The sequence below is a fragment of the Virgibacillus alimentarius genome, assembly GCF_017874635.1.
In the GTDB taxonomy this organism is placed as follows: domain Bacteria; phylum Bacillota; class Bacilli; order Bacillales; family Amphibacillaceae; genus Virgibacillus_B; species Virgibacillus_B alimentarius.
Genome location: NZ_JAGIKX010000013.1, coordinates 18,415 through 43,341, shown reverse-complemented (window position 1 = coordinate 43,341; position 24,927 = coordinate 18,415). Strand labels below are relative to the sequence as shown.

General features: G+C 42.4%; 22 protein-coding genes and 1 other annotated feature. Of the genes, 13 read left to right on the top strand and 9 right to left on the bottom strand.

The annotated features are described in order from the left end of the window. The first annotated feature begins 3 nt into the window (after window positions 1-3). Window positions 4-159: a hypothetical protein gene (locus J2Z81_RS08505; RefSeq protein WP_226371143.1), complete on the top strand. Its 156-nt coding sequence runs from the start codon at window positions 4-6 to the stop codon at window positions 157-159. On the opposite strand, the gene J2Z81_RS08500 is transcribed toward J2Z81_RS08505, so the two are convergent. The 3 genes from J2Z81_RS08500 to J2Z81_RS08490 are packed head-to-tail and all read right to left on the bottom strand — an operon-like array spanning window position 128 to window position 3,804. Then, window positions 128-832: a FadR/GntR family transcriptional regulator gene (locus J2Z81_RS08500; RefSeq protein ID WP_226371142.1), complete on the bottom strand. Its 705-nt coding sequence runs from the start codon at window positions 830-832 to the stop codon at window positions 128-130. The genes J2Z81_RS08505 and J2Z81_RS08500 overlap by 32 nt on opposite strands. Next, window positions 829-2,790 carry a TRAP transporter permease gene (locus tag J2Z81_RS08495; RefSeq protein WP_226371141.1) on the bottom strand — a complete coding sequence of 654 codons (1,962 nt, stop codon included), beginning with the start codon at window positions 2,788-2,790 and terminating at the stop codon, window positions 829-831. Before J2Z81_RS08495 ends, J2Z81_RS08500 begins: the two co-directional genes overlap by 4 nt. Window positions 2,791-2,796: 6 nt before the next feature. Beyond that, complete coding sequence (locus tag J2Z81_RS08490) at window positions 2,797-3,804, bottom strand: TAXI family TRAP transporter solute-binding subunit (RefSeq protein WP_226371140.1); 1,008 nt, start codon at window positions 3,802-3,804, stop codon at window positions 2,797-2,799. Window positions 3,805-4,042: 238 nt separating this feature from the next. Then, window positions 4,043-4,283 (top strand) — a binding site (T-box leader). Window positions 4,284-4,342: 59 nt separating this feature from the next. Between J2Z81_RS08490 and J2Z81_RS08485 the strand changes: the two genes are divergently transcribed. The 7 genes from J2Z81_RS08485 (at window position 4,343) to J2Z81_RS08455 (ending at window position 11,827) form a co-directional block, all read left to right on the top strand. After that, on the top strand, window positions 4,343-5,938 hold the full coding sequence (locus J2Z81_RS08485) for a 2-isopropylmalate synthase (protein WP_029270979.1): 1,596 nt from the start codon (window positions 4,343-4,345) through the stop codon (window positions 5,936-5,938). A gap of 658 nt (window positions 5,939-6,596) precedes the next feature. Then, window positions 6,597-7,316, top strand: coding sequence for a 3-ketoacyl-ACP reductase (locus J2Z81_RS08480; protein ID WP_029270977.1), 720 nt, complete (start codon window positions 6,597-6,599; stop codon window positions 7,314-7,316). Between the two features lie 131 nt (window positions 7,317-7,447). Continuing rightward, complete coding sequence (locus J2Z81_RS08475; protein WP_226371139.1) at window positions 7,448-8,911, top strand: alkaline phosphatase family protein; 1,464 nt, start codon at window positions 7,448-7,450, stop codon at window positions 8,909-8,911. Between the two features lie 127 nt (window positions 8,912-9,038). After that, window positions 9,039-9,377, top strand: coding sequence for a PadR family transcriptional regulator (locus J2Z81_RS08470; RefSeq protein ID WP_226371138.1), 339 nt, complete (start codon window positions 9,039-9,041; stop codon window positions 9,375-9,377). Beyond that, window positions 9,374-9,916, top strand: a complete 543-nt coding sequence (locus J2Z81_RS08465) for a DUF2812 domain-containing protein (RefSeq protein WP_226371137.1) — start codon at window positions 9,374-9,376, stop codon at window positions 9,914-9,916. Before J2Z81_RS08470 ends, J2Z81_RS08465 begins: the two co-directional genes overlap by 4 nt. A gap of 130 nt (window positions 9,917-10,046) precedes the next feature. Beyond that, window positions 10,047-10,520, top strand: a complete 474-nt coding sequence (locus tag J2Z81_RS08460) for a helix-turn-helix transcriptional regulator (protein WP_226371136.1) — start codon at window positions 10,047-10,049, stop codon at window positions 10,518-10,520. Between the two features lie 353 nt (window positions 10,521-10,873). After that, complete coding sequence (locus J2Z81_RS08455; protein ID WP_226371135.1) at window positions 10,874-11,827, top strand: bile acid:sodium symporter family protein; 954 nt, start codon at window positions 10,874-10,876, stop codon at window positions 11,825-11,827. Between the two features lie 213 nt (window positions 11,828-12,040). Here J2Z81_RS08455 and J2Z81_RS08450 read toward each other — a convergent pair whose 3' ends face one another. The 3 genes from J2Z81_RS08450 to thpD all read right to left on the bottom strand — a co-directional run bounded on the left by J2Z81_RS08450 (window position 12,041) and on the right by thpD (window position 15,451). Beyond that, window positions 12,041-12,418 (bottom strand): DnaJ family domain-containing protein, encoded by a 378-nt coding sequence (locus tag J2Z81_RS08450; protein ID WP_029265970.1) that lies wholly within the window; start codon window positions 12,416-12,418, stop codon window positions 12,041-12,043. A gap of 42 nt (window positions 12,419-12,460) precedes the next feature. Continuing rightward, window positions 12,461-14,140 carry an ABC1 kinase family protein gene (locus J2Z81_RS08445; protein WP_390337646.1) on the bottom strand — a complete coding sequence of 560 codons (1,680 nt, stop codon included), beginning with the start codon at window positions 14,138-14,140 and terminating at the stop codon, window positions 12,461-12,463. Between the two features lie 408 nt (window positions 14,141-14,548). Beyond that, window positions 14,549-15,451, bottom strand: coding sequence for an ectoine hydroxylase (gene thpD, locus J2Z81_RS08440; protein ID WP_029265966.1), 903 nt, complete (start codon window positions 15,449-15,451; stop codon window positions 14,549-14,551). A 290-nt stretch (window positions 15,452-15,741) separates the two neighbouring features. Between thpD and J2Z81_RS08435 the strand changes: the two genes are divergently transcribed. From J2Z81_RS08435 to J2Z81_RS08420, 4 genes are all read left to right on the top strand, one after another. Beyond that, window positions 15,742-16,848, top strand: coding sequence for a CdaR family transcriptional regulator (locus J2Z81_RS08435; RefSeq protein ID WP_226371134.1), 1,107 nt, complete (start codon window positions 15,742-15,744; stop codon window positions 16,846-16,848). Window positions 16,849-16,957: 109 nt separating this feature from the next. Further along, on the top strand, window positions 16,958-18,358 hold the full coding sequence (glcD, locus tag J2Z81_RS08430; RefSeq protein WP_029265963.1) for a glycolate oxidase subunit GlcD: 1,401 nt from the start codon (window positions 16,958-16,960) through the stop codon (window positions 18,356-18,358). Next, window positions 18,355-19,731 (top strand): (Fe-S)-binding protein, encoded by a 1,377-nt coding sequence (locus J2Z81_RS08425; protein WP_226371133.1) that lies wholly within the window; start codon window positions 18,355-18,357, stop codon window positions 19,729-19,731. The genes glcD and J2Z81_RS08425 overlap by 4 nt, the downstream gene beginning before the upstream one ends. 418 nt (window positions 19,732-20,149) lie before the next feature. Continuing rightward, window positions 20,150-20,809, top strand: coding sequence for a LiaF transmembrane domain-containing protein (locus tag J2Z81_RS08420; RefSeq protein WP_029265959.1), 660 nt, complete (start codon window positions 20,150-20,152; stop codon window positions 20,807-20,809). Between the two features lie 830 nt (window positions 20,810-21,639). On the opposite strand, the gene J2Z81_RS08415 is transcribed toward J2Z81_RS08420, so the two are convergent. From J2Z81_RS08415 to J2Z81_RS08405, 3 genes are read right to left on the bottom strand one after another with little or no spacing between them, the layout of a single operon-like run. Next, on the bottom strand, window positions 21,640-22,950 hold the full coding sequence (locus J2Z81_RS08415) for a serine hydrolase (protein WP_226371132.1): 1,311 nt from the start codon (window positions 22,948-22,950) through the stop codon (window positions 21,640-21,642). A 25-nt stretch (window positions 22,951-22,975) separates the two neighbouring features. Continuing rightward, a complete protein-coding gene (locus J2Z81_RS08410) occupies window positions 22,976-23,278 on the bottom strand; it encodes a hypothetical protein (protein ID WP_156947759.1) in 303 nt (100 codons plus the stop codon). 3 nt (window positions 23,279-23,281) lie between these two features. Then, the gene (locus J2Z81_RS08405; RefSeq protein ID WP_226371131.1) at window positions 23,282-23,509 is read right to left on the bottom strand and encodes a helix-turn-helix transcriptional regulator; all 228 of its coding nucleotides are present in this window, start codon (window positions 23,507-23,509) and stop codon (window positions 23,282-23,284) included. A 122-nt stretch (window positions 23,510-23,631) separates the two neighbouring features. On the opposite strand from J2Z81_RS08405, the gene J2Z81_RS08400 reads away from it, so the two are divergent. After that, window positions 23,632-24,909: a cytochrome P450 gene (locus J2Z81_RS08400; protein ID WP_319023833.1), complete on the top strand. Its 1,278-nt coding sequence runs from the start codon at window positions 23,632-23,634 to the stop codon at window positions 24,907-24,909. Window positions 24,910-24,927: the final 18 nt, after the last annotated feature.

Sequence of the window (24,927 nt, the reverse complement as noted above, 5' to 3'; positions counted from 1 at the left end):
ACAGTGGAGGTTGAGCCAGGTATGGTGCCTGCGCGACTTGGAGTACGTATTGCGCGGGCTGGAGAAGAAAAAGATAAGGTTTTCTGCGGGGCAGAAAACCACTTTCGTGTTCGAAAGGAAAACCAAATTATTTATATCGTGTTTCAAGCTTTATTTTAACGTTCGTTAAGTGTTCTTTCATGTATTTTTTAGTAGCTTCTATGTCTCTTGCGCAAAAAGCTTCGTATATCTTCAAATGCTCGTGATAAACCTCTTTTCTTTTTCTGGGTTTTCCTATGTTTTTGGATAGAGAAAATTGTAATGAGTTTTCAAGAACAGTTCGTATATTCATAAATGTTTGTTCTAAAAAAGGATTTTTGGAAGCTTTGATTAGCGTGAGGTGGAATTCATAATCTGCCTCAGAACCGACACTTTCTTTATCCAGCATGCTGTTTTTAAAGCGATTTAGCACGTCGAAAAGTTTCCGCTCATCTTGTTTGTTATGGCGCTCAGCTGCCAGTGCCGAAGCTTCCACTTCAATGATCATACGCATCTCGAGTAAATCAATAATTTCATCAACTTCTATGAATGCATATGGAAGGACTTCTAACATATTGACAAGATTCACTTCATTTACTTGACGTCCTCCTCCTTGAAGGACAGTGATGACTCCACTAGCGGATAAAATATTTAATGCTTCACGGATGGAAGTACGGCTGACTCCGAATTGTTTCGCTAACTCCATTTCAGGGGGGAGTTTATCACCAGGTGCATACTCCCCTGACTTCATTTTCTGTTGAAGTAACTCTAACACTTGGGTAGAAACCTTTTTACGGTAAAGTGATTGCATCATCCATTTAATTCTCCTTCATAAGACGCCTTATAGGGCCTTTTTGATAATTGATATTGATACAAATGTATAGCTATCGTAACTCCTATTAATACGAATCCAGTAATTAAGAAAATATAATTAGAAAACATCAATAGCACTGCTGAGAATAAAAAGAGTACTTGTTCCCACCATGTTAAAGGTTTTAGGAAAAACTGAGAGAATTCAACCGTTAATGCAAATATGATACAGGTGGTAGTAAGTAAAGCGAATAGGATACTAATAAAGTTAACATTGCTTCCTTGAATCACGATAGTTGGGTTAAAAGTGATCATAAAAGGAATAACAAACCCTGGAAGCGCTAAGCGTAGTGCACTCCAAGAAGTTTTCATGGCGTCAGATTTAGCTAAACCAGAGGCAGTATAAGAAGCTAAAGCCACTGGCGGAGTAATACTAGAAAGAGCGCCAAACCAAAAGACAAAGAAATGCGCTGCGACGTCATTTACGCCCATTTCGATAAGAGCTGGAGCTACTGTCACAGCTACCACAATATATAAAGCAGTCGATGGGAGGCCCATACTTAATACGATACAAGTTACCATAACTAATAACAAAGCGACGAATAAATGGCCGTTTGAGATGCTTAAAATATTAGTAGCAATCGCTTCTCCTATTCCTGTCATAGATACTACAGCAATCATAATACCAACCGATGCGCAAGCCATGGTAACTTGTACGGATCCCTTAGCTCCCTCATGGAGCGCCTTTAATATCTTTTTAGGTGTTACACGTGTAGCTGGGTCACGTGTGAGCCAGCTTGCAATAATGACACTAAGAATTCCAATGAATCCAGAAAACAATGGTGTAAATCCCGCTAATAATAAACCAATAACGATTAATAAAGGAAGAAGTAATAAACCGCGTTCTTTCAAAACGTTAAAAACTTGTGGGATCGATTCTTTACTAATACCTTCTAATCCTTGCTTTCTTGATTCAATATTAATAGCGAAAATAAGTGAGCTATAATATAAAAAAGTTGGCATAATAGCAGCTAATACGATTACTGGATAAGGCAAACCAAGGAAGCCTGCCATAATAAATGCTGCTGCACCCATAATAGGGGGCATCATCATACCGCCGGTGGAAGCTGTGGCTTCGACTGCGCCAGCGAAGCGAGATTTAAACCCGACAGACTTCATTAATGGGATCGTAAATGTACCAGTAGTTGCGACATTGGCTACAGCGCTTCCGCTTAATGATCCTGTTAGCGAACTTGTTAATACAGACACTTGGGCTGGACCACCCCGATATCTCCCGGCAACTGCTAACGCTAAGTCATTAAACAATTTCGATGCACCACTAACGCTAAGAAACGCTCCGAATATAATAAATATGACAATATATGTGGCAGCTATCGATAAAGTCATCCCAAATATACCTTCCGTAGTCATATAGATACGATAAAGCAAGCGTTCCATACTGAAGCCAGCATGTCCAAACATACCGGAAAGATACGGACCAATAATAGCATATAGCATTGCAGATAGGATGAGCATGGGAATAAATAATCCCAGTGCACGACGGGTTCCCTCTAATAATAGGATGACTGCTACGGCCGCAAAAATATAGTCAATCGTCACTGCTTGAGATAAACGTTCAACATGAATACTTGTATAGCCGAATAATATGTATCCTACAAAAATAGCACTCAAGATGGCTAGAGAAAGATCTGTTAAAGAAAAATGGCTGTTAGCTTTTTCTTTTGACGGTGAGTATAAGAGAAACGCTAAAAATAACGCCAACATTAAAAATATACTATTTTGGTGTATTGTTTGTATATTTAAAAAGCTATTAGCCAATAACGCAAATACAGATAGAATAATAGAAACGCCTACTACGATAAACTTCCGCCAATTGTCGGGATACCTGTCTGAAGGTTGAATCATATTGTTATTATTCGTATTTTCTTTACCATTTAGCATCTATATTCATCCTTTCTTTTCTTCTGGAGGGATTAAATCTGCCGGTATATCTAACCCTCTTTCTTTGTAGTACCTATAAGCTCCCGGGTGTAATGGGACAGTTAATCCTTCTATTGAATGTTCCAGGGTTATATTTTTTGTCACCGAGTGTATTCCGTGTACTTGTTCTAGATTTTCATAGAGAATTTTCGTTAATTGGTAGACTGCTTCCTCATCAAAATTTTTATCTGTAGCCATAAAATTACCTTGGGCAACAGTGTGAATTTCTTTCGTTTGTTTCGGATACGTCTCTGGAGGTAAAGTGTATCGATAAAAAACGTCTGAGCTTTCATTAATTTGCTTTAATTGATCATCCGTTACCTCAAGTAAGGAGGCATCTACACCGCTTGCATACATATCCGTAAGGGAAGTGGCCGGTAATCCTGCAGAAATCGCTCCTCCATCAATGGTTCCATCTCGCATAGCTGAAATTGTGTCGCTAAAACCGAGGTGTTCTTTGTCGATATCATTTTTTGTGATTTGAAGACTATTCATGATAATGCGTGTTGTATGCTCCGTCCCACTACCTTGAGACCCCATCGAAAAGTTTTTTCCTTTAATATCTTCAATCGTGCCAGTTTTCATTTGACTATCCTTTAATGGAAAGTGCTCGATATTCGGCCAGAGCATCGTAACGGCACGCAAATCTTCATAAGTTTTATTTTTATATATATCATTCCCGTGGTAAGCAAAATCCCCAATGACTCCTTGTACCGTTGCTAATTGTGCTTCGCCTTTTCTGAGTAAATCTATATTTTCCACGGAACCGCCTGACGATTGCCCCGTCACTCTAATGTCGTTTCCACTTAATTTTTCTGTGTATAAATTTGCTAAACCAACGCCTACGGGGTAATAAGTGCCACCTGTAGTGCCAGTAGCAATAGAGTAATATTCATATTCTTTACTTGAAAAAGCATTTAATAAAAGGAATGAAACCGGTATCAAAAATAATAATAGAAAAAGAATTCGTTTCATACTTGTTTGAGCTCCTTTCATCATAAAGATGTTATACTGTATAACAAATTATATATTGAATGCGTTTTCAATTCAATACAATTTTCACAAAAATGTATAAGTTTCCATTTTTGTGATTGTTTCTGTCTGATTGGCAACGATAGCGTGCAGAGATAAGTCGAAAAAAATAATATAAATTTCTGATATTTTTTGTTGACAACGGATTAGAATTCAGATATGATTGCAAATAATTAAATAATTATGAGCGAAGATTGGAACTAGTAGAAGTTTAGTAATCTTTCAGGGAGCCGGTGGGTAGTGCGAATCGGCAGTTACTTCCTTTGAACTCATCCAAGAGCTACTCCCTGAAAGAAAAGTAGGGGATGTCGGAATTCTCCCGTTATGAAGATAGGTGGTGATGGCCACCGAAAATGAAGTGGATTAATGATCAATTTATTAATCAATTAGAGTGGTACCGCGAGTAACGCCTCGTCTCTATATAGCTATAGAGACGGGGCTTTTTTAATTCTATAAATAGTTTAAAAAGGAGTGCTTATACATGAGTCGAAAAATATGGACGTTTGATACAACATTGCGTGATGGAGAGCAAGTACCAGGGGCGAAGCTGAATAAATTTGAAAAATTGGAGGTGGCTAAACAATTAAAAAAGCTACAGGTAGATATCATTGAAGCAGGGTTTCCGTCCTCATCTGTTGGTGACTTTGAGGCGGTGCAAGATATTGCAAGGAAGGTTGGAAATACAGACGATATCATGATTACCGCTCTTGCCCGAGCAGTACAGGGTGATATTGATGCGGTGTATGAAAGTGTGAAAGATGCAGAAAACCCATTAATCCATATTGTGCTGGGTGCTTCGGATATTCACGTGGAAAAGAAGTTTGGTAAATCAAAGGATAAGATATTAGATATCGGTGTGGAGGCAGTGAAATACGCAAAAACACTTTTGCCGGAGGTGCAATACTCCACGGAGGATGCTTCTCGTGCTGATTTTGAATATTTATGGCAAACGATTGAAGCGGTTGTTAAGGCTGGGGCGACGATGATTAATGTTCCCGATACGGTTGGTTACGCAGAACCGGAGGAATTTGGTGAATTAATTTTTAAACTGAATGATCGCCTGAAAAACGTCAATGATCAGGTGTTATTAAGTGTTCATTGTCATAATGATTTGGGGATGGCGACTGCGAATACGTTAGCTGCAGTAAAAAATGGTGCAGATAAAGTGGAATGTACGATTAATGGGATTGGCGAGCGTGCAGGTAATGCGGCGCTGGAGGAAATTGTCATGGCAATGAATACACGACCGACTGCATTTCAGGCGCATACGAAAATTAATACGAAAGAAATTATGAACACGTCAAGGCTTATCAGCAGTTTGATGGGGCTTGATGTACAGGTGAATAAAGCAATTACCGGGGAAAATGCGTTTGCACATTCATCCGGAATCCACCAAGATGGGCTGCTGAAATCCAGGGATGCGTATGAAATTATTAGTCCTAAGGAAGTGGGCATGGACGATATGGACCTTGTGCTAACTGCAAGATCTGGCCGTCACGCTGTGAAAAATACGCTTGAAAAATTAGGATTTACAAACTTAACGGAAGCGCAGTTCGAAGGAATTTTTGAAGGATTTATTGAACTAGCGGATACAAAGAAGGAAGTGTATGATCATGATCTGTACGTGATCATTGAAAATTATTTCAGGGAGCAGAGCACGCAGGATCAAGGTTTAACCAACTTCAGTCAATATTTTTATGAACTGGTGGATCTGCAAGTGATCAGTAATAATCATTTTCCTTCTGCTAGTGTAAAGGTAAAAAAAGATGGCGAAGTTTTGGAAAGCAGCGCAGTGGGTACAGGTCCAGTCGATGCCGTGTATTCTGCGATCAAAGCAGTTAGCGGATTGGATATGAAGTTGATTGAATACCATATTAATAGTGTATCAAGAGGGATAGATGCACAAGGTAAAGTTAAAATTCAAGTGGAATATGAAGGGGAAAGGTATACGACAAAAGCGACCGATACAAACATTATGAAAGCAAGTGCACTCGCTTATATCAATGCGATTAACAGTATTGTCGTGGATCAATTAAGAGAAGGAAATATCAAAGTCGCAGAAGGAGTGACCATGTGACAAAAGGTTCAGCCATTGGAACTGACAGGTGCAAGGCAATTTTAGCGAAATAAGCTATTTTAAGTGACAGGCGAAGCGGCTTTTTACATGGATAAAAGTCGCTTCGCTTTCATTATGTTAGAGCGGGAAATTTCATCATTTCCCGGGAAATAACGTCAAATTTTTTTGGAAATGAAATGGAAGATTGTCGAGGTTTGTGAAAATATTGGCTTTGTCTGTGCAGAAATCGGGGCTAAGGGAATGTGCATTTGCCAGGCATGTTGATCTCACGCAGGGGCTTCGATGCTTTATGTTCAAGTCGTACCGTGATATGTATTGGTTAGTGCGCGAGTTTTCTGCTATATCACTCGAGTAGCTCCTCTTGTTGCGCGACTCACACGTGTTATCGCTCGGCCTACCTCCCTTATTGCGCGAGCATGCCTTCCTGTTGCTCGACTGTTTGTCGTTGCTGCTCGCGCACGCATGATTATTGCGCACCATTATGTGAAAATTGCTCGTCCGAGAGAGCAGCTCGCTCGATTTCTGCTGTAGTTTGCGCGACTAGGAGTTAGAAAATCAGCAATGTTAATTTTGCCTAAATTCAGTATAAGTCTATTTGCTTTCTTCTTAAATAAAAAATTGTATAATGGGGGTTGATTAATGTTAAGGGAGTGTTCTTATGTCACAATCATTACAAGGAAAAACAGCAATCATCACCGGTGCTGGCAAGGGGATTGGTCGTGCGACTGCACTTGCTTTAGCTAAAGAAGGTGTTCATTTAGGGTTGTTGGCACGTACACAAGCGGATTTAGAAAAAGTAGCAGAGGAAGCAAAGCAAGAAGGTGTTACGGTTTCCATTGGTACCGCGGATGTATCCTCCAATGAAGAGGTTAAACAAACGATTGATCAATTAAAAAATAGTTTAGGGAAAATAGATATTTTAATCAATAATGCAGGTATTGCTAAGTTCGGAAGCTTTATGGAGCTTGATCCTGCTGAGTGGGAAAAAATCATTCAAGTCAATTTACTCGGTATGTACTATGTCACCCGTGCAGTATTTCCAACAATGGTAGAACAAAAATCCGGTGATATTATCAATATTTCTTCTACTGCTGGGCAAAAAGGTGGTCCTGTAACGAGCGCTTATAGTGCGTCAAAAGCCGGTGTGCTTGGGCTGACGGAATCACTTGCAATGGAAGCGCGCAAGCATGATATTCGTGTTACTGCATTAACACCAAGTACCGTTGTTACCGATCTAGCCATCAAAGAAGGCTTAGTAAAAGGGAATGAAGACAATGTGCTTCAGGCGGAAGATATGGCGGAACTTATTGTTTCACAACTGAAGTTAAATAAACGTGTATTTGTAAAAACAGCAGGACTTTGGACAACCAATCCATAAAAATACCACTGCTTTTTCACCTATATATAAAAACTGTCATACGTAGGGATGGCAGTTTTTTCTATTTTTTGTGTATATAACTGCTTCTTTTGTATAAGTTAAAGGTATATGTATGGAGGTAGGTGAAAAAGATGAAGCAATATCCATTACATAAGCCAATTATAATGCTCAATATGGATTCCTTGATGTCCATGCCACTGGAAACGGATGCTCAGACTGGACGTGCACCGGCTCTGCAGTTTTTGATGGAGAGAGGAAATTATTTTTCCGATATGGTTACGTCCTTTCCCACGATGTCTGTTACGATTGACAGCAGTCTTTTGACTGGGACGTATGCGGATCAACACAAGGTACCAGGCTTAAATTGGTTTGATGTTTCCAAGAAACAGTTTATTAATTACGGAACCGGGTTTCGCGAAACACTTCGAATGGGGATGCGTCGCTCCATTCATAACATGCTTTATCAATTAAATAATGAACACTTGAGTGGAGAAGTGACGACGATTTATGAGGACTTAGCGCATATGGGAATTCCTTCCGCATCCATTAATTCATTTGTTTACCGTGGAAATACACCGAAAAAACTTCAAGTTCCGCGCTTGCTGAGTACCTTAACACGATTTGAAGATGGTGAATGGACAAGCAAAACAACACCGATTTTCTCACTAGGTGTATTTTCCAAGCTTCGCCCGCGAGGCATCCCGACACAAATAGCAGCGGGCAATTATAAGTATACAGCGAAAGAACTTCGCTATTTAATGAAGAAAAATAAGCTTCCGGGCTTTACGTTTTGTATTTTTCAGGATATGGACGCGCGTATTCATTTTAAAGGGCCTTTGGATATAAAAGGGATTACGAAAATTGACAAGGAAATTCAAAAGATACTCAATGTGTATCCAAGCTGGGAAGAGGCACTCCATCAAAATATATGGATCGTGATTGGTGATAACGGCCATTCTCCTACAGGCTCGAAATATAAGAAGGTCATGATTGATTTACGTAAAATTTTGAAAAAACATCGGATCGCGCGTGTGGAGCGACCGGTTCGCAGGAAAGATCAGCTTGCGATTACTGTTAATCAGCGGATGGCCTATATTTATGTGCTGGATGATCAACTTCCTCTGTCTCAGGTGGTCCAACAACTAAAGAAAGATCAACGTATCGATGTGATCGCCTGGAAAGAGGAAGGGATGATTCATGTGGAATCTGGCAAGCATGAAAATTCCCTAACGTACAGATCAGGTGGAGATTATATGGATTTATATGAGCAAACGTGGCACTTAGAAGGAGAGCAGGATCTTCTTGATTTGCATGTGACCAAGGATAAAAAGGTAACATACGGGGATTATCCTGATGCACTTGCTCGTTTGCGCGGGGTACTGCATTCGCATTCCGGCCGTTTTATTGTTGTGAATGCTAAACCGGGATGTGAATTTAAAGCGCAATCCACACCCTTTCATCTTGCGGGAGCGGCACATGGCTCGTTGCACAGACAGGAATCCCTTGTCCCACTGATCATTGCCGGAACAGAGGCGAAACCAGCGTTCGCTCGTATGGTTGATTTGAAAGATTTTATTCTCCGGTTACGGAAATGAATGAAAGGCACAATTCTCTTTTGCAGAATTGTGCTTTTTCTTTTTCATATTGTTTACATTTATATCATATGATGATATATTATACATAACGATATATCATCATATGATATAAGAAAGGATAATTGCGATGGCACGATATACAACAGAAATGGAGGAACTCACAGATACGCCGTTTTATATATTGCTGTCTTTAATGGAAGCAAAACATGGATACTTCATTATGAAATCAATTGAAACCATGACAAATGGCAATTTTATTGTAGGACCGGCGTCAATGTATACAACGATCCAAAAGTTACTTTCCGCAGAATTAATCGAACTGGTTGATGAAGGCGATCGACGCAAAAAAACATATATCACAACCAAAAAAGGTGTGCAGCTTTTGAAAAAGGAAGTGAAGCGCAGACAAGAGATGGTGCGCCATGCGGAGAAAATGTTCAAAGAGAAGGGAGAGCCATTAGCATGAAACAGACAAAATATGTTTCCAGTGGTGGGTTGGCGTTTTCTGAAGAAAAGGATATGAAAAAGCTAAGTAAGTATGCCAAAAAGGGCTGGATATTAAAAGGCTTTGCCCCGTTTGGTTATCGATTACAAAAAGGAGAGCCGGCAACGATTCAATATTCCCTTGATTATCAAATGGATGCAGATGAAGATTACTTCGCGTATTTTGAAGCGGCTGGATGGTCGCATGTCTGCTCATCTGCAAACAGCATTCATCTTTTTTATGCACCAGTCGGGACAGCCCCCATTTATTCAGACAAAGAAACAATGATTGAAAAGTATGAAACGGAAAAGAAAAAAATGGGGAAGGCTGCTTTCATCATGCTGATCATTACATTCACCTTCATGTTCCTTGGCGCGTTAGGCAGTTATGGATGGGTTCCTGCACTGATTAGAAATGGCAGCCTGATTCTTGGTTATTTGTCACTAATCGCTCTTATTTTTACGGGGATGCCATATTTTGGGTATCGAAATAAATTGAATAAATTACTGAAACGTTCCTGATCGAATGGATGGAGATCCAGCGGAAATAAAGGAAGTATGCGGGTTGTAAACCCTACGTTTACATTTTTTTACGACACGTTTATTCCACAATCAAAGGGATTGGTGTAGGCTTTTTGGAGGAGGTGGTGATTTGGGTGATGCATTTGGTGATAAGTTAAAGCGGCTAAGGGAAGAAAGTGGCATGTCCCAAGAGGCATTAGCGAAGGAATTAAATGTCTCACGTCAAGCCGTGTATAAATGGGAGTCTAATAAGGGTTATCCGGATATTGAAAATCTAATTCAAATGAGTGATCTATTTGCTGTAACCATAGACGAACTGATCAGGAGCGATAAAAAGTTGCAAAATAAAATGAAGATGGATGACGTGGAATCCCTTGCGTTTTCTGATCCAGGATTTTATATCGGAATTGTATTGGTTTTGCTTGGGGTAACCATTTTTGATGACACTTTGTCCTATACGATGACCATTATCGGACTTTTAACGATTTTATTCTTTACGGATATCCTTCGATCCTTCCAATCGATGTTTAAAAAATATATAAAAATAGCATGTGCATCCTCTTTTGAGTGCACATGCTATTTTTATGCTCCTTTAAGCTTTTGACAGCTTCAAAGAGGAGCGGGACGTTTTTTAGGTCATTTTGGACGAGCGATAGAGGGCTAAAGTCGCGCGATGCAGAGCTGAAGTCGCGCGAAAAGGAGAGTGGGTCGAGCGATACAGTGTTGAACTCGTGCGATAGAGGGCTGAAGTCGAGCGACGCGGTCAGGAACTCGAGCGATACAGGGTTGAACTCGCGCGATGCAGAGCTGAAGTCGCGCGACGCGGTCAGGAACTCGCGTGATAGAGCCCGGAACTGCACCCCGAATTTTTAAGGATTGATTAATTCCCAAATTTTTGACATTTTGTGTTACACTCGTCTGTATTATATCCATTGAAGCTTATTAGAGGTGTTAAGCATGCGTTTGAATGATCATATTTCAAAATTTCTTCCTTTATACATTGCCTTAGGAGCGGTGATTGCATATATGGTACCGGGGCCTTTTGCAGTGTTTGAGGGGAGTACGGATTTTTTGCTTGGGTTTGTGATATTTTTGGCGGGGCTTTCGATGGCGATGGAGGATTTAGCCATTCTTAAAAAGTCATTCTTTATTATCAGTACGGGGCTGTTTTTGAAGTGGACGCTGACAGTAGCGCTTTCTGTTGTTTTGGCGGTCGTGTTTTTTTCCAATTTGCCTGAAATTGCGGATGGGCTGATTTTAACAGGGAGTGTACCGAGCGGGACGGCTGCGACATTGTATACGTTTTTGGCTGGCGGGAATGCTTCGCTGATCGTGGCGATGGGAATTTTGGATGTGTTTATCAGTCCTGTGCTGACGCCGGCAATCATGGATTTCTTTGCTAGCGGGAGTGTGGTGGTTTCCTTTTTTCAGCTTGCGAAAAAGATGTTTTTCATCGTCATTTTACCTATCGTGCTTGGAATGGCCGCCCGCCATCTGTTTCAAAATGCGATTCATAAGATAACGGAGTACCGGAGATTTGCTTCTTCTTTTACGATCGTTTTCATTGTGGTGACCGTTGTTGCGAGTGTTTCGAGTCAGATGAAGCTTGGTGCTGGGCTATTGGTCGGCTTGACGATTGCTGTATTTGTGCAGGTGCTGCTGCCGATGCTCGCGGGTTATAAGATTGCCCTGCTTGCTGGAATCAAGCGGGAGAGTGCGATAGCGATTTTATTTGAGGTAGGCCTATGCAATTCGGCACTTGCTGCGATTTTGGCACTGGAGTTTTTTGGCGTAACGGCGGCGATACCGGCTGTGATCAATATGATTATCAATTTGTCGCTTGGTGCTTATTTTTCCAATTATTTAGGAAGGGAATCTGAGTTGTTATTAAAAAGGGAAGAAAGTTCATAAAAATTTTCTGAATCAATTGACAACTGGAAGAGGAAATTATTACATTTATATTTAGGCTATTAGTTTAACTTGTAGCAAGAATGTGAAACTCGCGCCACAACCGGCGCAACTCGCGCAACGCGGGCTGGAAGTCGAGCGACAGAAGAAGCAAGTCGCGCGATAACAAGCAGGTTCAGAAGGCTGGTTTTCTGCTTTAGCAGAAAACCTTCCGTATTAACTACCTTTCCTCATTCTTTTGCCAGGAAACAGTTTGCGGTATATTTTATGAGCATAGCTGGTGAATTTTTTATTTTTATGCAGTTTTCGTTCATGCACAAATTGATCCAATTTGTGCTGATCGCGGGCTATCGGTTGGCCTTCTTTTCCGGTGGCAGTGGTAATGAGGTCATTGATGGTTAGCCGCTCTTTATTTTTGTCGGTGTTCTCTGAAAGATATCCAGCATTTTTTAGCAATTTATATCCCATTCGGAGTTCCGGAGACAACCCCTGTAATTCATCTCGTAGATCCAGTGGTTTTCCTTTTCCGGGTAAATTTTCAAAATCCCCATTGTCGATTGATTCCTGAATACGCTCTTCAACAAACTGGTACATGTATGTTCACTCCTTTTGCTGATTTCGATCATCTCTTGCACTCTAAAATCGCCCAGACCGAAAGATGGAAAACAGTAGCCAAAGAAACATGAGTAACGCTACGACAAATCCGATTTCGATTGCCGGGATGTCCCATAAGATTGAGGATTGCCCGCCTAACGCTGAACCAATAATCAATCCAACCATAATAATGCTGAAGGAAAGCAGAACAATGCTGAATGAAATTCGGTTACTGATTCGGTCCAGTTTATTTAAGAAATTCTCCGCTTTGGAAAATGATAATTCAATCGGTAGCTTTTTCTGCTTAATCATTGTTTTCAAATCACGGATCGTTTCCGGAACATCAGCCAACGTCTCGCTGACTTCGCTCCATTCATTCACTACGTTTTCCGCGATGTTTTTCGGACGGAAACGCTCGAAAAGCAATTGGCGTCCAAATGGTTCGGCTAGTTTGATGATACTTATTTCTGGATCCAGCTTTACAACCATACTCTCCAGCGTTGCCAATGTTTTTCCGAGTAATGTTAAGTCTGCTGGGATATGAATTTGATGCTTGTGGGAAACTTGAAGTAGATCGTCTACAGCAGAACCGATACTTACTTGGCGTAAAGGAACATCATAATATTTTTCCCTCAAGTCGTCAATATCCGCTCTTAATTGCTCCATATTCACGTCGTCAGGAACCATTCCCATTCGAGTAATTGCCTTGATCACGCCTTCCGTATGTTGTCGCATCATCGAAATGACTAACGTCGAAAAGTTCTTTTTCATATCACGTGTAAGCCGTCCCATCATGCCAAAGTCCATGAGAACAACCTTTTCCCCTGGTAATGCGGAAATATTCCCTGGATGTGGATCCCCATGGAAAAATCCCTCGATAAAAATTTGATGAAATATGGCATTTGTGATCCGTTTTGCTAAAATCTTTGTATCATAGCCAGCTTGCTGAAGTTGATCCATCTGGTTTAGTTTTGTTCCAGCAACATATTCCATTATTAAAACATTTCTTGTGGTATAGTCCCAATAAATAGTTGGAATATGAATGTTCGGATCATCTGTAAATTGTTTGGCAATTCGGTCCGCATTCCTTCCTTCTACTGTATAATCCAGTTCATGGAGGAGAGCTTTCGCAAATTCATCAACCATATTCTCTATCTGATACCTCTTTGCCCATTCCAACCGATGTTCTGCCATAACTGCCAGTTGCTTAAGAATTTCTAAATCCGTTTTAATGTTCTTTTTAATATTCGGTCGCTGCACCTTCACTGCAACCGCTTCTCCCGTCTGTAACACCGCATAATGCACCTGTCCGATCGAAGCAGCACCAAGCGGTTCATCATGAAATTGACTAAAAATTTGTTCGATCGGCATCTTTAGTTCCTTCTCGATAACTTCTTTCATTTCTTTCGCTTCATTCGCAGGGACTTGATCCTGGAGTTTTTCCAATTCTTGAATGATATGATCTGGTATCAAATCAGAACGGGTACTTGCAAATTGTCCTAACTTCACAAACGTCGGACCCAGCTCCTCTAAAAACAGTCGGATCCGCTCGCCGATCGTCTTTGCGTGATGTTTCTGGCTCCGTTTTACACTGAAACGTCTTGGCAGGGGAATCAACTCATGTAGCCCAAGCTCCCTCACCATATACCCAAATCCATTTTTAGAAAAAGCAACAGCTATCTCCCTGTAGCGCTTCAAATGGCGAAAACTCTTTTCAAAAATAGAAACCCCTCCTTCACTGCCAGCTTGATAAAAAAATCCTTCGAATAGGGATGTATTTCATTTCTTCTGGTTATCTATTATTTTACTGTTCCCTTCTTGTTCATGCAAAGGAATGTGGCTTACGAACAAATTGAGGGGGGATTCGAGCGATAATGTGTTGTGCTCGAGTGACAAAGGAGGAAAGTCGAGCGACAGAGGGGAAGACTCGCGCCATAAGGCAAGAAAGTCGCGCGTTAGCGGGCTAAAGTAGCGCGAGGTGCATCTGCTTTGAGTGGTCTCGACGCAGGGAGGAGGTTGGTTTTCTGCTGAGGCAGAAAACTTTCTGGAAAAAAACTGGCCCAGAAGAGGTGCTCTCTTCTGGGCCAGTTTGTGATTGCTGTAGGAAAGTTTCCCGGGTAGTTTATGGTTTTATTTTGCGCTGGTTAAAGTACGGATGCCTTCGCGCACAGCGATGTATTCAGGACGTGGTTTGCTTCCTGAGAATGGTTCGACCAGTGCATTTTCCACGCTATTGTATACCATAAATAGATTGTTGCGCGGATATGGTGTCATGTTGCTGGTTGAACCATGCATGGTATTACTTTCAAATAAGGTGATCGATCCTGCTTTTCCGGTTGGCACGGAGATTCCCCCGCCTTGTTCAGTAAGCCAGCGCAGGCTGTCTTCATCTGGCACACCGAATTTCTGCTTTTTCAATGATTCTTTATAGTTATCCTCTGGTGTCGCGCCTACACAACTAACATAGTAGTTTTGGGATCCCGGTATCAACATTAAGGGTCCGTTAAAAGTGTAATTGTCCGATAGAGCAATGGACAAGCTGACTGCTCTCATCCGTGGCATGCCGTCTTCTGTATGCCATGTTTCAAAGTCCGAATGCCAGTCGAATTCTTTTCCTTTAAACCCTGGCTTATAGTTGATGCGGGATTGATGAATGTAGACATCGCTACCCAGCAGGTGATTGACAATATCCATAATGCGTTGGTCATATGCTACTTCTTTAAAATAATTGTCATCGTTATGAACGTGGAAAATGGAACGGATGTCCTCACTTTCCGGTTCGCGTATTACTTTGTCTGATGTTACATCCCGATTGGCGTCCTGTAATTCAAAAATGGCCTTCTGCATGTTGACGACTTCTTCTTTTGAGAAGAAATTTTCGATTTGCAAAAACCCATTTTTTTCGTATGAATCAAGTTGTTCTTTTGATAGAGGAGCTTGATCATCTTGTGATCGCTCTGTATGAATTACCGGATCCTTCCGATCTAAAATTTCCGGTTGGTCATTTTTTCTTGAAGGATAAAGGTCTTTCACTCAAAAACACTCCTTAACAAATATTTACTTTATTCATTTCCGTATTTTCTTTGTATTCCTCGTAGTGAAGTAGAGGGAAAACTTTCCTACACAACTTCACTATAACATAGATTGAATGGAATCAACACGAAAGTAACCTAATATTAGGAAAACTCCTTTATCGACATTTTTTTAACGCGTGTATGCGCACCGGGAGAAGCTGCATCTTGCATAGAAGAATGTCAGCCACGCTCAACCATTTCTAAACGTCCCATTTCGTCTTATAATAATAGAAGAAAGGGGTGGGGGATTTGCGATTGTTGCCGGAACTTGCGAGTAAGATTATTGATGAGGTGCAGACGATTATTGATGAGGATTTGATTATCGTCAATGAAAATGGAAACATCATTGCTTCTACGGATAAGGACCGAGTTGGGAGTTTTCATGAAGGCGCGAAGATGGTGATGCAGACGGAGCGGAAATATGATATTACAACGGAAAAGGCGGCGGTTTTAAAAGGGGTAAAGCCCGGGATTAATTTGCCTATCTTTTTTGAGGGGAAAGTGATCGGGGTGATTGGGATCACGGGGATTCCAAGTCATGTGGAGCCTTATGCGGATTTGCTAAGGAAGATGACGGAATTGATGATTAAAGAAGCCTATCATATAGAACAAAAGGAATGGGAGATGCGCGGGCTTGAGGCATTTTTCCAGGAATGGCTTTACGCGAAAGAGGTGGATGATGCATTTATCCGGCGTGGGCAGATGCTGGGTATTTCGCTAGGAAGTCCTTATTTATGTGCATTCCTGCAAATGGATATGAAGCCATCAATCGATCATCAGCAGCGCATGCAGTCAGAGGTGATGGACTTACTCAAGCGACGCCTGTCCAGTGATTATATGATCCGCTGGGGAAATGGAAGGTTTCTTTTATTAAAAAATCAGCGGAATAAGAATTCCAAAAACTTTTTACATATGACGTTAAAAAAGTGGAAGGCGTATGTGGAGGAAAATTATCCGATCTATCTTTCGATTGGGATGAGCAAGTCGACGGTGACGTATCAGCTCGATGAGGCCTACCGGGAGGCGGTGAAGGCTGCGAAAGTGGCACGAGCAAAGGGTGACATTATTTTTTATGATGATTTATTGATGGATTTGATTGTAGAAGAAATTGGTCCTGAAACGAGGCGGGAGTTTATCCACCGGGTTTTAGGCGGGATCGAAGCGGAAAAGGAATTGCTCGCAACATTGAAATGTTATTTTAACCATCGCCAGTCCATCAAAGATACGGCAAGTGTGATGCACATCCATACGAATACACTCCATTACAGGCTGCGGCAGATAAAAGAAATGACCGACGTCGATCCAAAAGAAGCGGAAGGCATTGCTTTATTTTACCTGGCGCTTCAGATGTGTTGATACAACCAAAAAAGATACAGTAAAACGCTTGATTATTGTGTGATTGCATATATATTTGCTCGGGTCTTTTCTATTAAAATAGGAAAAAAGGGATCAGAGGAGAATGTCTATGCTTCAGGAAAATATCATACGTCGGTTGGAATCGATGGTGGGAGAAGAAAATGTAGAGAACAGCAATGCTAGTTTGCTAGCGTATTCCTATGATTCGACGCCACAGTTTCAAGCGATGCCAGATGCGGTGGTCTCACCCCGGAATACGGAAGAAGTCGCAGCAGTGGTTCGTTTGTGCAATGAGGAAAAGATTCCGATTGTGCCACGCGGATCAGGAACGAATTTATGCGGTGGTACGGCGCCACTGGAAGGTGGGATTGTGCTTCTGTTTAAACAGATGAGCAAGATCCTCGAAATCGATGAGGAAAACTTAACAATGACGGTGCAGCCAGGTGTTTATACACAAGATGTACATAAGGCGGCAGAGGAAGTGGGATTGTTTTACCCACCTGACCCCGGCTCCATGCATATTTCGCAAATTGGCGGAAATATTAGTGAAAATTCAGGCGGCCTGCGCGGTCTGAAGTATGGCGTAACAAGGGATTATGTGCTCGGACTGGAAATTGTCCTGCCGAGTGGCGAGATCATTCGCACTGGCGGAAAGCTGGCGAAAGACGTGGCCGGTTATGACTTAACACGGCTTTATGTCGGTGCGGAAGGGACGCTTGGCGTGGTGACGGAGGCTACGTTGAAACTAATTCCAATGCCGGAGATGAAAAAAACGATGCTTGCGCTTTATCATGATATCGAAGCGGCGGCTGAAACGGTATCGGCCATGATCACGAACCGGATTATTCCGGCGACACTGGAATTTTTAGACCAGGCTACAGTCAAAGTCGTGGAAGATTTTGCGAAAATTGGACTCCCGACAGATGCCAAGGCGGTACTCCTTATTGAGCAGGACGGAGCACCCGAGATCGTGGAACGGGACGTGGAAAAAATCGAAACGTTATGCAGGGAAAATGGCGCATTTGAGGTGACGGTGGCTGCGACCGAAGTGGAGGCAGAAGCACTCACGACCGCAAGAAGGGCGGCGTTATCCGCATTATCGAGACTCAGGCCGACAACGATCTTAGAAGATGCGACGGTACCAAGGTCGGAGATCGCCCCGATGGTCAAGGCGATTCGTGAAATTGCGGAAAAATATGAGTTGAACATTTGTACGTTTGGCCATGCAGGTGACGGAAACCTACATCCAACCTGTTTGACTGATATTCGCGATAAAGAGGAAATTGCGCTCGTTGAACAAGCGTTTGATGAAATTTTCAAGAAAGCGGTGGAACTTGGCGGTACCATCACAGGGGAACATGGTGTCGGCGCGATGAAACTACCGTACTTGCACTTAAAAGCAGGGGAAGCTGGGATTGAAGCAATGCGGAGTATTAAGCAGGCACTGGATCCAAATAACATCATGAATCCAGAGAAGATTTTTACCAAAAGTGTGGTGATTGACAAATGATGGACGCAAAGGAAAAAGAGCGGATTCAAAATAATTTTAAGGAAAAAATGGACTATGAGGAAATCTTGAATTGTACGCGCTGCGGCTTTTGCCTCCCAAGCTGTCCAACGTATATCGAAACCGATAAAGATGAGGTGCACTCCCCGAGAGGCAGAATCGCGCTTATGAAGGGACTCGTGGACGGAGACATTGAACCGAGTGAAGAAGTGAAACGGTCCATTGATCTTTGCCTGGGCTGCCGGGCTTGTGAAACGGCCTGCCCGTCCGGCGTGAATTTTGGGCATTTGCTGGAACAGGCAAGAGATGCGATTTACCAAACAAATGAAAAATCACTGCCAGAGAAAGTGGTGCGGAATGTAGCCTTTCATCACCTTTTTCCACATCAAAACCGTATGATCGGATTAACCGGGCTGCTTGGTATGTACCAGCGCTCCGGACTGCAGCGCGTTGCACGATCCATTGGCGTGATGAACCTTTTCCCGGAAACAATGCGGACGATGGAAAAGGTGCTACCGGAAGTGCCAAAGAAAAAAGAAATGAAACAGCGTCCACGCCATTATGCACCGCTGAAGAAGCAAACGAAAAAGGTCGCCTTTTTCTCCGGGTGCCTAATGGACACCGTTTTTAAAACGACGAATGATGCCACAACAAAACTACTCCAGTACGCTGGATGCGAAATTGTTGTTCCGGAATTGCAAGGGTGCTGCGGCGCACTCCACGGCCATAGCGGCGAAAGAGAGCAAGCAAAAGAAATGGCAAAACGCAACATCGCAGCATTTGAAGACGCTGGGGTCGATTATATCATCACAAATGCAGGTGGGTGCGGTGCGTTTCTCGTGGATTACGGTTATTTATTAAAAGATGATCCAGTGTGGCAAGAGCGTGCTGCAGCGTTCGCGGCGAAAATCAAGGATGTTACAAGCATTTTAGTAGCGCTTGATTTTCATAACATGCCACTGCAATTGGATGAGCAAATAGTCACCTATCAGGATTCCTGTCATTTGAAAAACGGACAAAAAACGTTCATGGAACCGCGCCAGCTGCTGGAATCGATTGAAGGTGTAACGTACGTCGAAATGCATGATGCGAGCAGGTGCTGCGGTTCCGCGGGGATTTACAATATCGTCGAATCGGAAATGGCGATGCAAATACTAGATCATAAGATGGAACAAGCGAAGAAAACAAACGCGAAAACCATTGTTACCGCCAACCCCGGATGCTTGCTGCAAATGAAACTTGGCATCGAGCGGGAAGGACTCGCAGATGAAATGGAAGCTGTCCATATTGTGGATTTATTACTCCGTGCGTATGAAGGCGGAAGGGAAAAGATGCGTTTTGAAGAAATGGACAGTGGCGGGCATGCTGGAGCATGAGCGATCTCCCGCCGCATGTTGAAACTTGTTTGATCGGAAAGCGTGCTTCATTGTAGGGTGTGACAGGCCACCCTACAATGGAGCGCTTTTTTTATGGTGATTGATGGAAACTCTTATGCGGTGAGCGCTGCATTCTGGCGGTGAATGCCGAATCATTGGAGCGAGCGTTGAATCTTTGGCGGAGAGCGCTGCATACCGCTCGGTAATCGCTGATACCAGATCGGACGAAAAACCATTGTAGCTCAAACAAACATTTCTACCACTCGTACGGCGGAAACTGCCACTTGCTCCAATTCAGGTTAGGAGTGGCGTAGCATGTGCTAACATATTTGTTAGAAAATTGTACAAATTTCATGTCTGCTACAGTATACTATAAAGTGTAGGGTCATTTATCCGTAAAAAAAGAGGGGGATATGAGATGTCTAGTAAATCTTGGGTTGGCCTGGTCCTACTTGTATTTGGTTTTGGGTATTTATTACAACAGGCAGATGTATGGGATTTTTCGGAAATAGTATCGACATGGTGGCCGCTGGTTTTGATCATCATTGGGGTCGTTCAGCTATTAAGCCGTTCGATAGCACCTTTTTCAGGGATCCTGTTTATTGCAATTGGTGGACTATTTCTCATCAATGAGCTGGTAGATGTTCATTTGGCTGCTTATATTTGGCCGCTGATCTTAATCATTGTCGGATTAACGTTTATTTTTTCAAGGGCAAAGCGTGACACACCACTTGATTCAAAGCGATCGATTCGTGTTTTTACACTATTTTCCGGTGCTGATGTCCGGAGTCAGTCGAAAGCTTTTGAAGGTGGAAATGTTACCTCGATCTTTGGCGGAGCGGAAATTGATTTGCGTGACGCTGTTCTTTCAGAAAAGGGCGCTTCCCTTGAGGTGACAACATTGTTTGGCGGCGCATCGATTCGTGTTCCAGAAAATGTACGCGTGGAAATTACCGGTATCCCGCTTTTTGGCGGATGGGAAGACAAAACCCGGAGATATGCAAGTGACAATGAGGATCTCCCGGTATTGAAAATGCATTGTCTTGCTGCTTTTGGCGGCGTGGAGATTCATAATTGAGCTCGTGGGAATAGGGTTAGGGAAATTTAAACAATATAAAAAAGCGGTTATCTATGTTGGGACAGTACGTTTGTTTCGTCGTGCTTACTCAGGAAGGAGGTTGGTTTTCTGCTGGGGCAGAAAACCTTCCATTATGAACAGCTTGTAAGCGGAGGTCGCGCAATAATCGAGCGAAGTCGAGCGATAAAGAGAGAAAGTCGCGCAGTAGCATCGCAAACTCGTGCGACAATCCTTCAAACCCGAGCAACAGCCACGTAAAGTTGAGCAATAACGCCTAAAACTCGCGCAAGGACTGCCTCGCTTCCACATCAATACTTAGTCAGGAAGGAGGTTGGTTTTCTGCTGGGGCAGAAAACCTTCCATATAAAAAGCTTGTAAGCGGGAGGTCGCGCAATAATCGAGTGAAGTCGAGCGATAAAGAGAGAAAGTCGCGCAGTAGCATCGCAAACTCGTGCGACAATCTTTCAAACCCGAGCAACAGCCACGTAAAGTTGAGCAATAACGCCTAAAACTCGCGCAAGGACTGCCTTGCTTTTACATCAATGCTTACTCAGCAAGGAGGTGGTTGGTTTTCTACTGGGGCAGAAAACCTTCCATTATGAACAGCTTGTAAGCGGGAGGTCGCGCAATAATCGAGTGAAGTCGAGCGATAAAGAGTATAAGTCGCGCAGTAGCATCGCAAACTCGTGCGACAATCTTTCAAACCCGAGCAACAGCCACGTAAAGTTGAGCAATAACGCCTTAAACTCGCGCAAGGACTGCCTCGCTTCCACATCAATACTTAGTCAGGAAGGAGGTTGGTTTTCTGCCCTAGCAGAAAACCTTCCTTCTCATGAGTCGGCTAACTCTTTTTGAACTTTTTTGCGGTAATCCGCATCGGTAAGGAGTTTTAATTCGAATGCATTCTGGCTATTTCGGACGCGCATGCCCTCAAAGGTGCTTAGGTCATCGATCAGGAGGGCGATTTCGATTTGGTCGCCTTCCTTTGTTTCTGCGTACATGGTATTGGTTGTGATGAATGCAGTCGAGCCTCCTTTTGCTCCAAGATGTGCAAAGGTTTCTTGGTTTTCTTCATGCATTTCCATTGGCCATTCCAGCAGGTCGCGTACGGTCGCATTTACTCCTTCGGGAAGTTGGTCGCTCGAAATGTTGTGTAAGAGTTTTCCGTATGCTTCTGCAGTGGATCCTGGCAGGCGGTCGGACCAGATTTTTTGTACGTCCAGAGATGAATCAAATGTGACGTCTCCAGCTTTTATTTTGCCGGCTTGCATGTCTTTGCTCAGTTGCTCGGCCATCAAACGGTATTCTTCCATTGGCATTTTCTCCAGTTTTTGGATGAGTGCTTCTTCTTCCATGGTTTCCGTTTTTACATGTTCCGGGATTAATAATGCGCTGACGATTGGATAGATTTTATCATGTTGCTTGATGCCGAGTTTGTCGATGCGTTTGTTGATTGCGTCGACTCCGAGCAGGTTGATTAAATATTCGGTGTTGGCGTTGGAACTGTTGGCGATCATGCCTCGCGCAACATCGTGCAATGCCACTTCACCGTTTTTGATTTTGTCTTCTTCTTTCATTGTCTCCAGCCAGTTTTCATGTGCATTTCCATCTGTATTTTCGATGTAAAAACGCTCCAGATCTTTAAGAGGAACGGGTTGGTCTTTTGCGAGTTTTTGATCCTCGATTTGCATCGCATATTCTATGGCGATGATTATTTTTACGGTGCTTGCCAATGGACGTATTTCATCCGCTTGATAAGCGCTTAATACATCGCCATTTTCCACAAGGTATAAAGAGGTCGATTCCGGATGTTCTTTTAAATAATCTAATACATAATCAGGATTTTCCCTGAGAAGAATAAAGAACGTAATGTTCAAAATAAGGATAATGGATCCATAGATGATGAGTCGCTTTTTCGTGTATGTTTTTTTATCGAATAAAATAATAAGCAGAAATCCAACGATAATGGCAAGCAGGTAATCAATGTGAAAGACTAGCACTGCGACGATTATGCCTAGCGCAATGCTTATCATAAACATGGACTTTCGAATATTTTCCTTTGTTCGATCTTCTTTTTGAATCAGGGAAATAAGGGAGAGAACAATAATTCCAATCACCCCAACCCAAGCATACATGTTCATCGTGCCTACTCCTTTCTATACGGTATTAATATTTTTTTCTCAGGACAGTGACCATAGAGGCCTGAAGGATGAAGGTTCCTGTTAGCAAATACCAGATTGCTAGTTTGTACGTTTCATAATCCATGCTGCTAATGAAGTCATCGTATAACGTAATGAACAGCCATCCAATTGGAAGGAAGGGAAAAGCGAACCGGTAAGAGGCGTTTGAGATACTTTGCCCCCGTTCATCTTTGTTCTCCTTGCTCCATTCAAATTTTAAAGAAATAAATACTGCGATAAAAAAGATAATAACATAACCAAGACGTAATAAGCTCCATATTATTTCCATCATTCAAGCCTCCTCTTCTTCATATTGAAAAACTTCCTGCAAAGCTACTCCGAAAAAAAGTGAAATTTCAAATGCCAATTTTAACGACGGATTGTATTTATTTTTTTCCAGGGAATGAATCGTTTGTCTGCTTACACCTAATTCCTCAGCAAGTTGCTTTTGAGATAAATTCCACTCAGCTCTTAATACGGCGATTCTGTTTCGTATTTTTCTGTCAGTGTTTAAGGACATGTTCCGTTCACCTCTTATCATTCAGAGTGTAATATATTTTTTACTTAAAGTCAAAAATAAATGACATGAAACTTGTTTGTTTAGTTGTCTTTAAAATAGGTAACACTAAGGGAGATTATTGTTTGGAAAGGGGTATAATGCAAGTGGAAAATCAATCATGGACACCGAAAGAAAAGGGGTTCGATCATACACTTGGTGTGATGAGGGAAGGATATATGTATATTCCAAACCGCATGCAAAGTTTTCAAACGGATATTTTCAAAACGCGGCTGCTGGGGGAGCAGGTGATTTGCTTAAGCGGGAAAGAAGCAGCAGAATTATTTTATGATATTGATAAATTTAAGCGGCACAAAGCGGCGCCGAAGAAGGCAATGAAAACCTTATTTGGACAGGGCGGCTTGCAAACGTTGGATGGGGTAAAACATCAGCATCGCAAGGAAATGTTTATGTCTTTGATGTCAAACGAACGTTTGAACAAATTAAAGGCGATTACGGAAAAACATTGGGAACAGGCGCTTCATGCATGGACGGGTAAAGGAAAGATTCAGCTTTATGATGAAGCGAAAGAAATGATGACACGAATTGCCAGTGAATGGGCTGGCCTGCCAGCACCGGATGACAAATTCGAGGAACACGTGAAGAAAGTGAGCAGTCTGTTTGAATCGCCTACGAAGCTAGGTTTGAAATATAAAAAAGCAGTCAATCATCGAAAAGAATTGGAACAATGGATTCGAGGACTCATCACACAAGTCAGAGACGGGAAAATGCATCCAGAAACCGGTTCAGCGCTTGACGTGATATCCTGGCACCGCGATTTGAATGAAAATTTACTTGATTCCCAAACGGCAGCGGTGGAAATTGTCAATATCCTGCGGCCAATTGTAGCGATCTCCATTTATATTAATTTTACCGCACTCGCTGTTTACCAATTTCCGAATGAAACGGTTAAACTGGTCAGTGGCAACGAACAGCTCATGCAGCAATTTGTACAGGAGGTACGGCGCTTTTATCCGTTTTTCCCATTTTTGCCGGCACGAGTAAAACAAGATTTTACATGGAAAAATCACACCTTTCCAAAAGGAACGCTTACACTGCTTGATTTATATGGTACGAATCATGATCCGAAGTATTGGGACAACCCGAACCTATTTAAACCGGATCGTTTTGCCGACTGGTCAGGAAGCCCATTTGATTTTATCCCGCAAGGCGGGGGCGATTACTGGATGGGGCACCGCTGTCCAGGTGAGTGGATGACCGTTGACGTGATGAAAGTAGCGCTTGATTACCTCGTCAATAAAATGGATTACACCGTGCCAAAGCAGGATTTGAGCTATCGTTTGGTTCATATGCCAAGCATCCCGCCAAGTCATGTGATTCTAGAAAATATACAGCGTAAATAAAAGGAAGCTGATTCGCAT

Excerpts from the sequence above, each read along its gene's own strand:
- J2Z81_RS08500 (WP_226371142.1), bottom strand. The coding sequence starts at position 832 with ATGATGCAATCACTTTACCGTAAAAAGGTTTCTACCCAAGTGTTAGAG.
- J2Z81_RS08495 (WP_226371141.1), bottom strand. The coding sequence starts at position 2,790 with ATGCTAAATGGTAAAGAAAATACGAATAATAACAATATGATTCAACCT.
- J2Z81_RS08490 (WP_226371140.1), bottom strand. The coding sequence starts at position 3,804 with ATGAAACGAATTCTTTTTCTATTATTATTTTTGATACCGGTTTCATTC.
- J2Z81_RS08485 (WP_029270979.1), top strand. The coding sequence starts at position 4,343 with ATGAGTCGAAAAATATGGACGTTTGATACAACATTGCGTGATGGAGAG.
- J2Z81_RS08480 (WP_029270977.1), top strand. The coding sequence starts at position 6,597 with ATGTCACAATCATTACAAGGAAAAACAGCAATCATCACCGGTGCTGGC.
- J2Z81_RS08475 (WP_226371139.1), top strand. The coding sequence starts at position 7,448 with ATGAAGCAATATCCATTACATAAGCCAATTATAATGCTCAATATGGAT.
- J2Z81_RS08470 (WP_226371138.1), top strand. The coding sequence starts at position 9,039 with ATGGCACGATATACAACAGAAATGGAGGAACTCACAGATACGCCGTTT.
- J2Z81_RS08465 (WP_226371137.1), top strand. The coding sequence starts at position 9,374 with ATGAAACAGACAAAATATGTTTCCAGTGGTGGGTTGGCGTTTTCTGAA.
- J2Z81_RS08455 (WP_226371135.1), top strand. The coding sequence starts at position 10,874 with ATGCGTTTGAATGATCATATTTCAAAATTTCTTCCTTTATACATTGCC.
- J2Z81_RS08450 (WP_029265970.1), bottom strand. The coding sequence starts at position 12,418 with ATGTACCAGTTTGTTGAAGAGCGTATTCAGGAATCAATCGACAATGGG.
- glcD (WP_029265963.1), top strand. The coding sequence starts at position 16,958 with ATGCTTCAGGAAAATATCATACGTCGGTTGGAATCGATGGTGGGAGAA.
- J2Z81_RS08425 (WP_226371133.1), top strand. The coding sequence starts at position 18,355 with ATGATGGACGCAAAGGAAAAAGAGCGGATTCAAAATAATTTTAAGGAA.
- J2Z81_RS08420 (WP_029265959.1), top strand. The coding sequence starts at position 20,150 with ATGTCTAGTAAATCTTGGGTTGGCCTGGTCCTACTTGTATTTGGTTTT.
- J2Z81_RS08415 (WP_226371132.1), bottom strand. The coding sequence starts at position 22,950 with ATGAACATGTATGCTTGGGTTGGGGTGATTGGAATTATTGTTCTCTCC.
- J2Z81_RS08410 (WP_156947759.1), bottom strand. The coding sequence starts at position 23,278 with ATGGAAATAATATGGAGCTTATTACGTCTTGGTTATGTTATTATCTTT.
- J2Z81_RS08405 (WP_226371131.1), bottom strand. The coding sequence starts at position 23,509 with ATGTCCTTAAACACTGACAGAAAAATACGAAACAGAATCGCCGTATTA.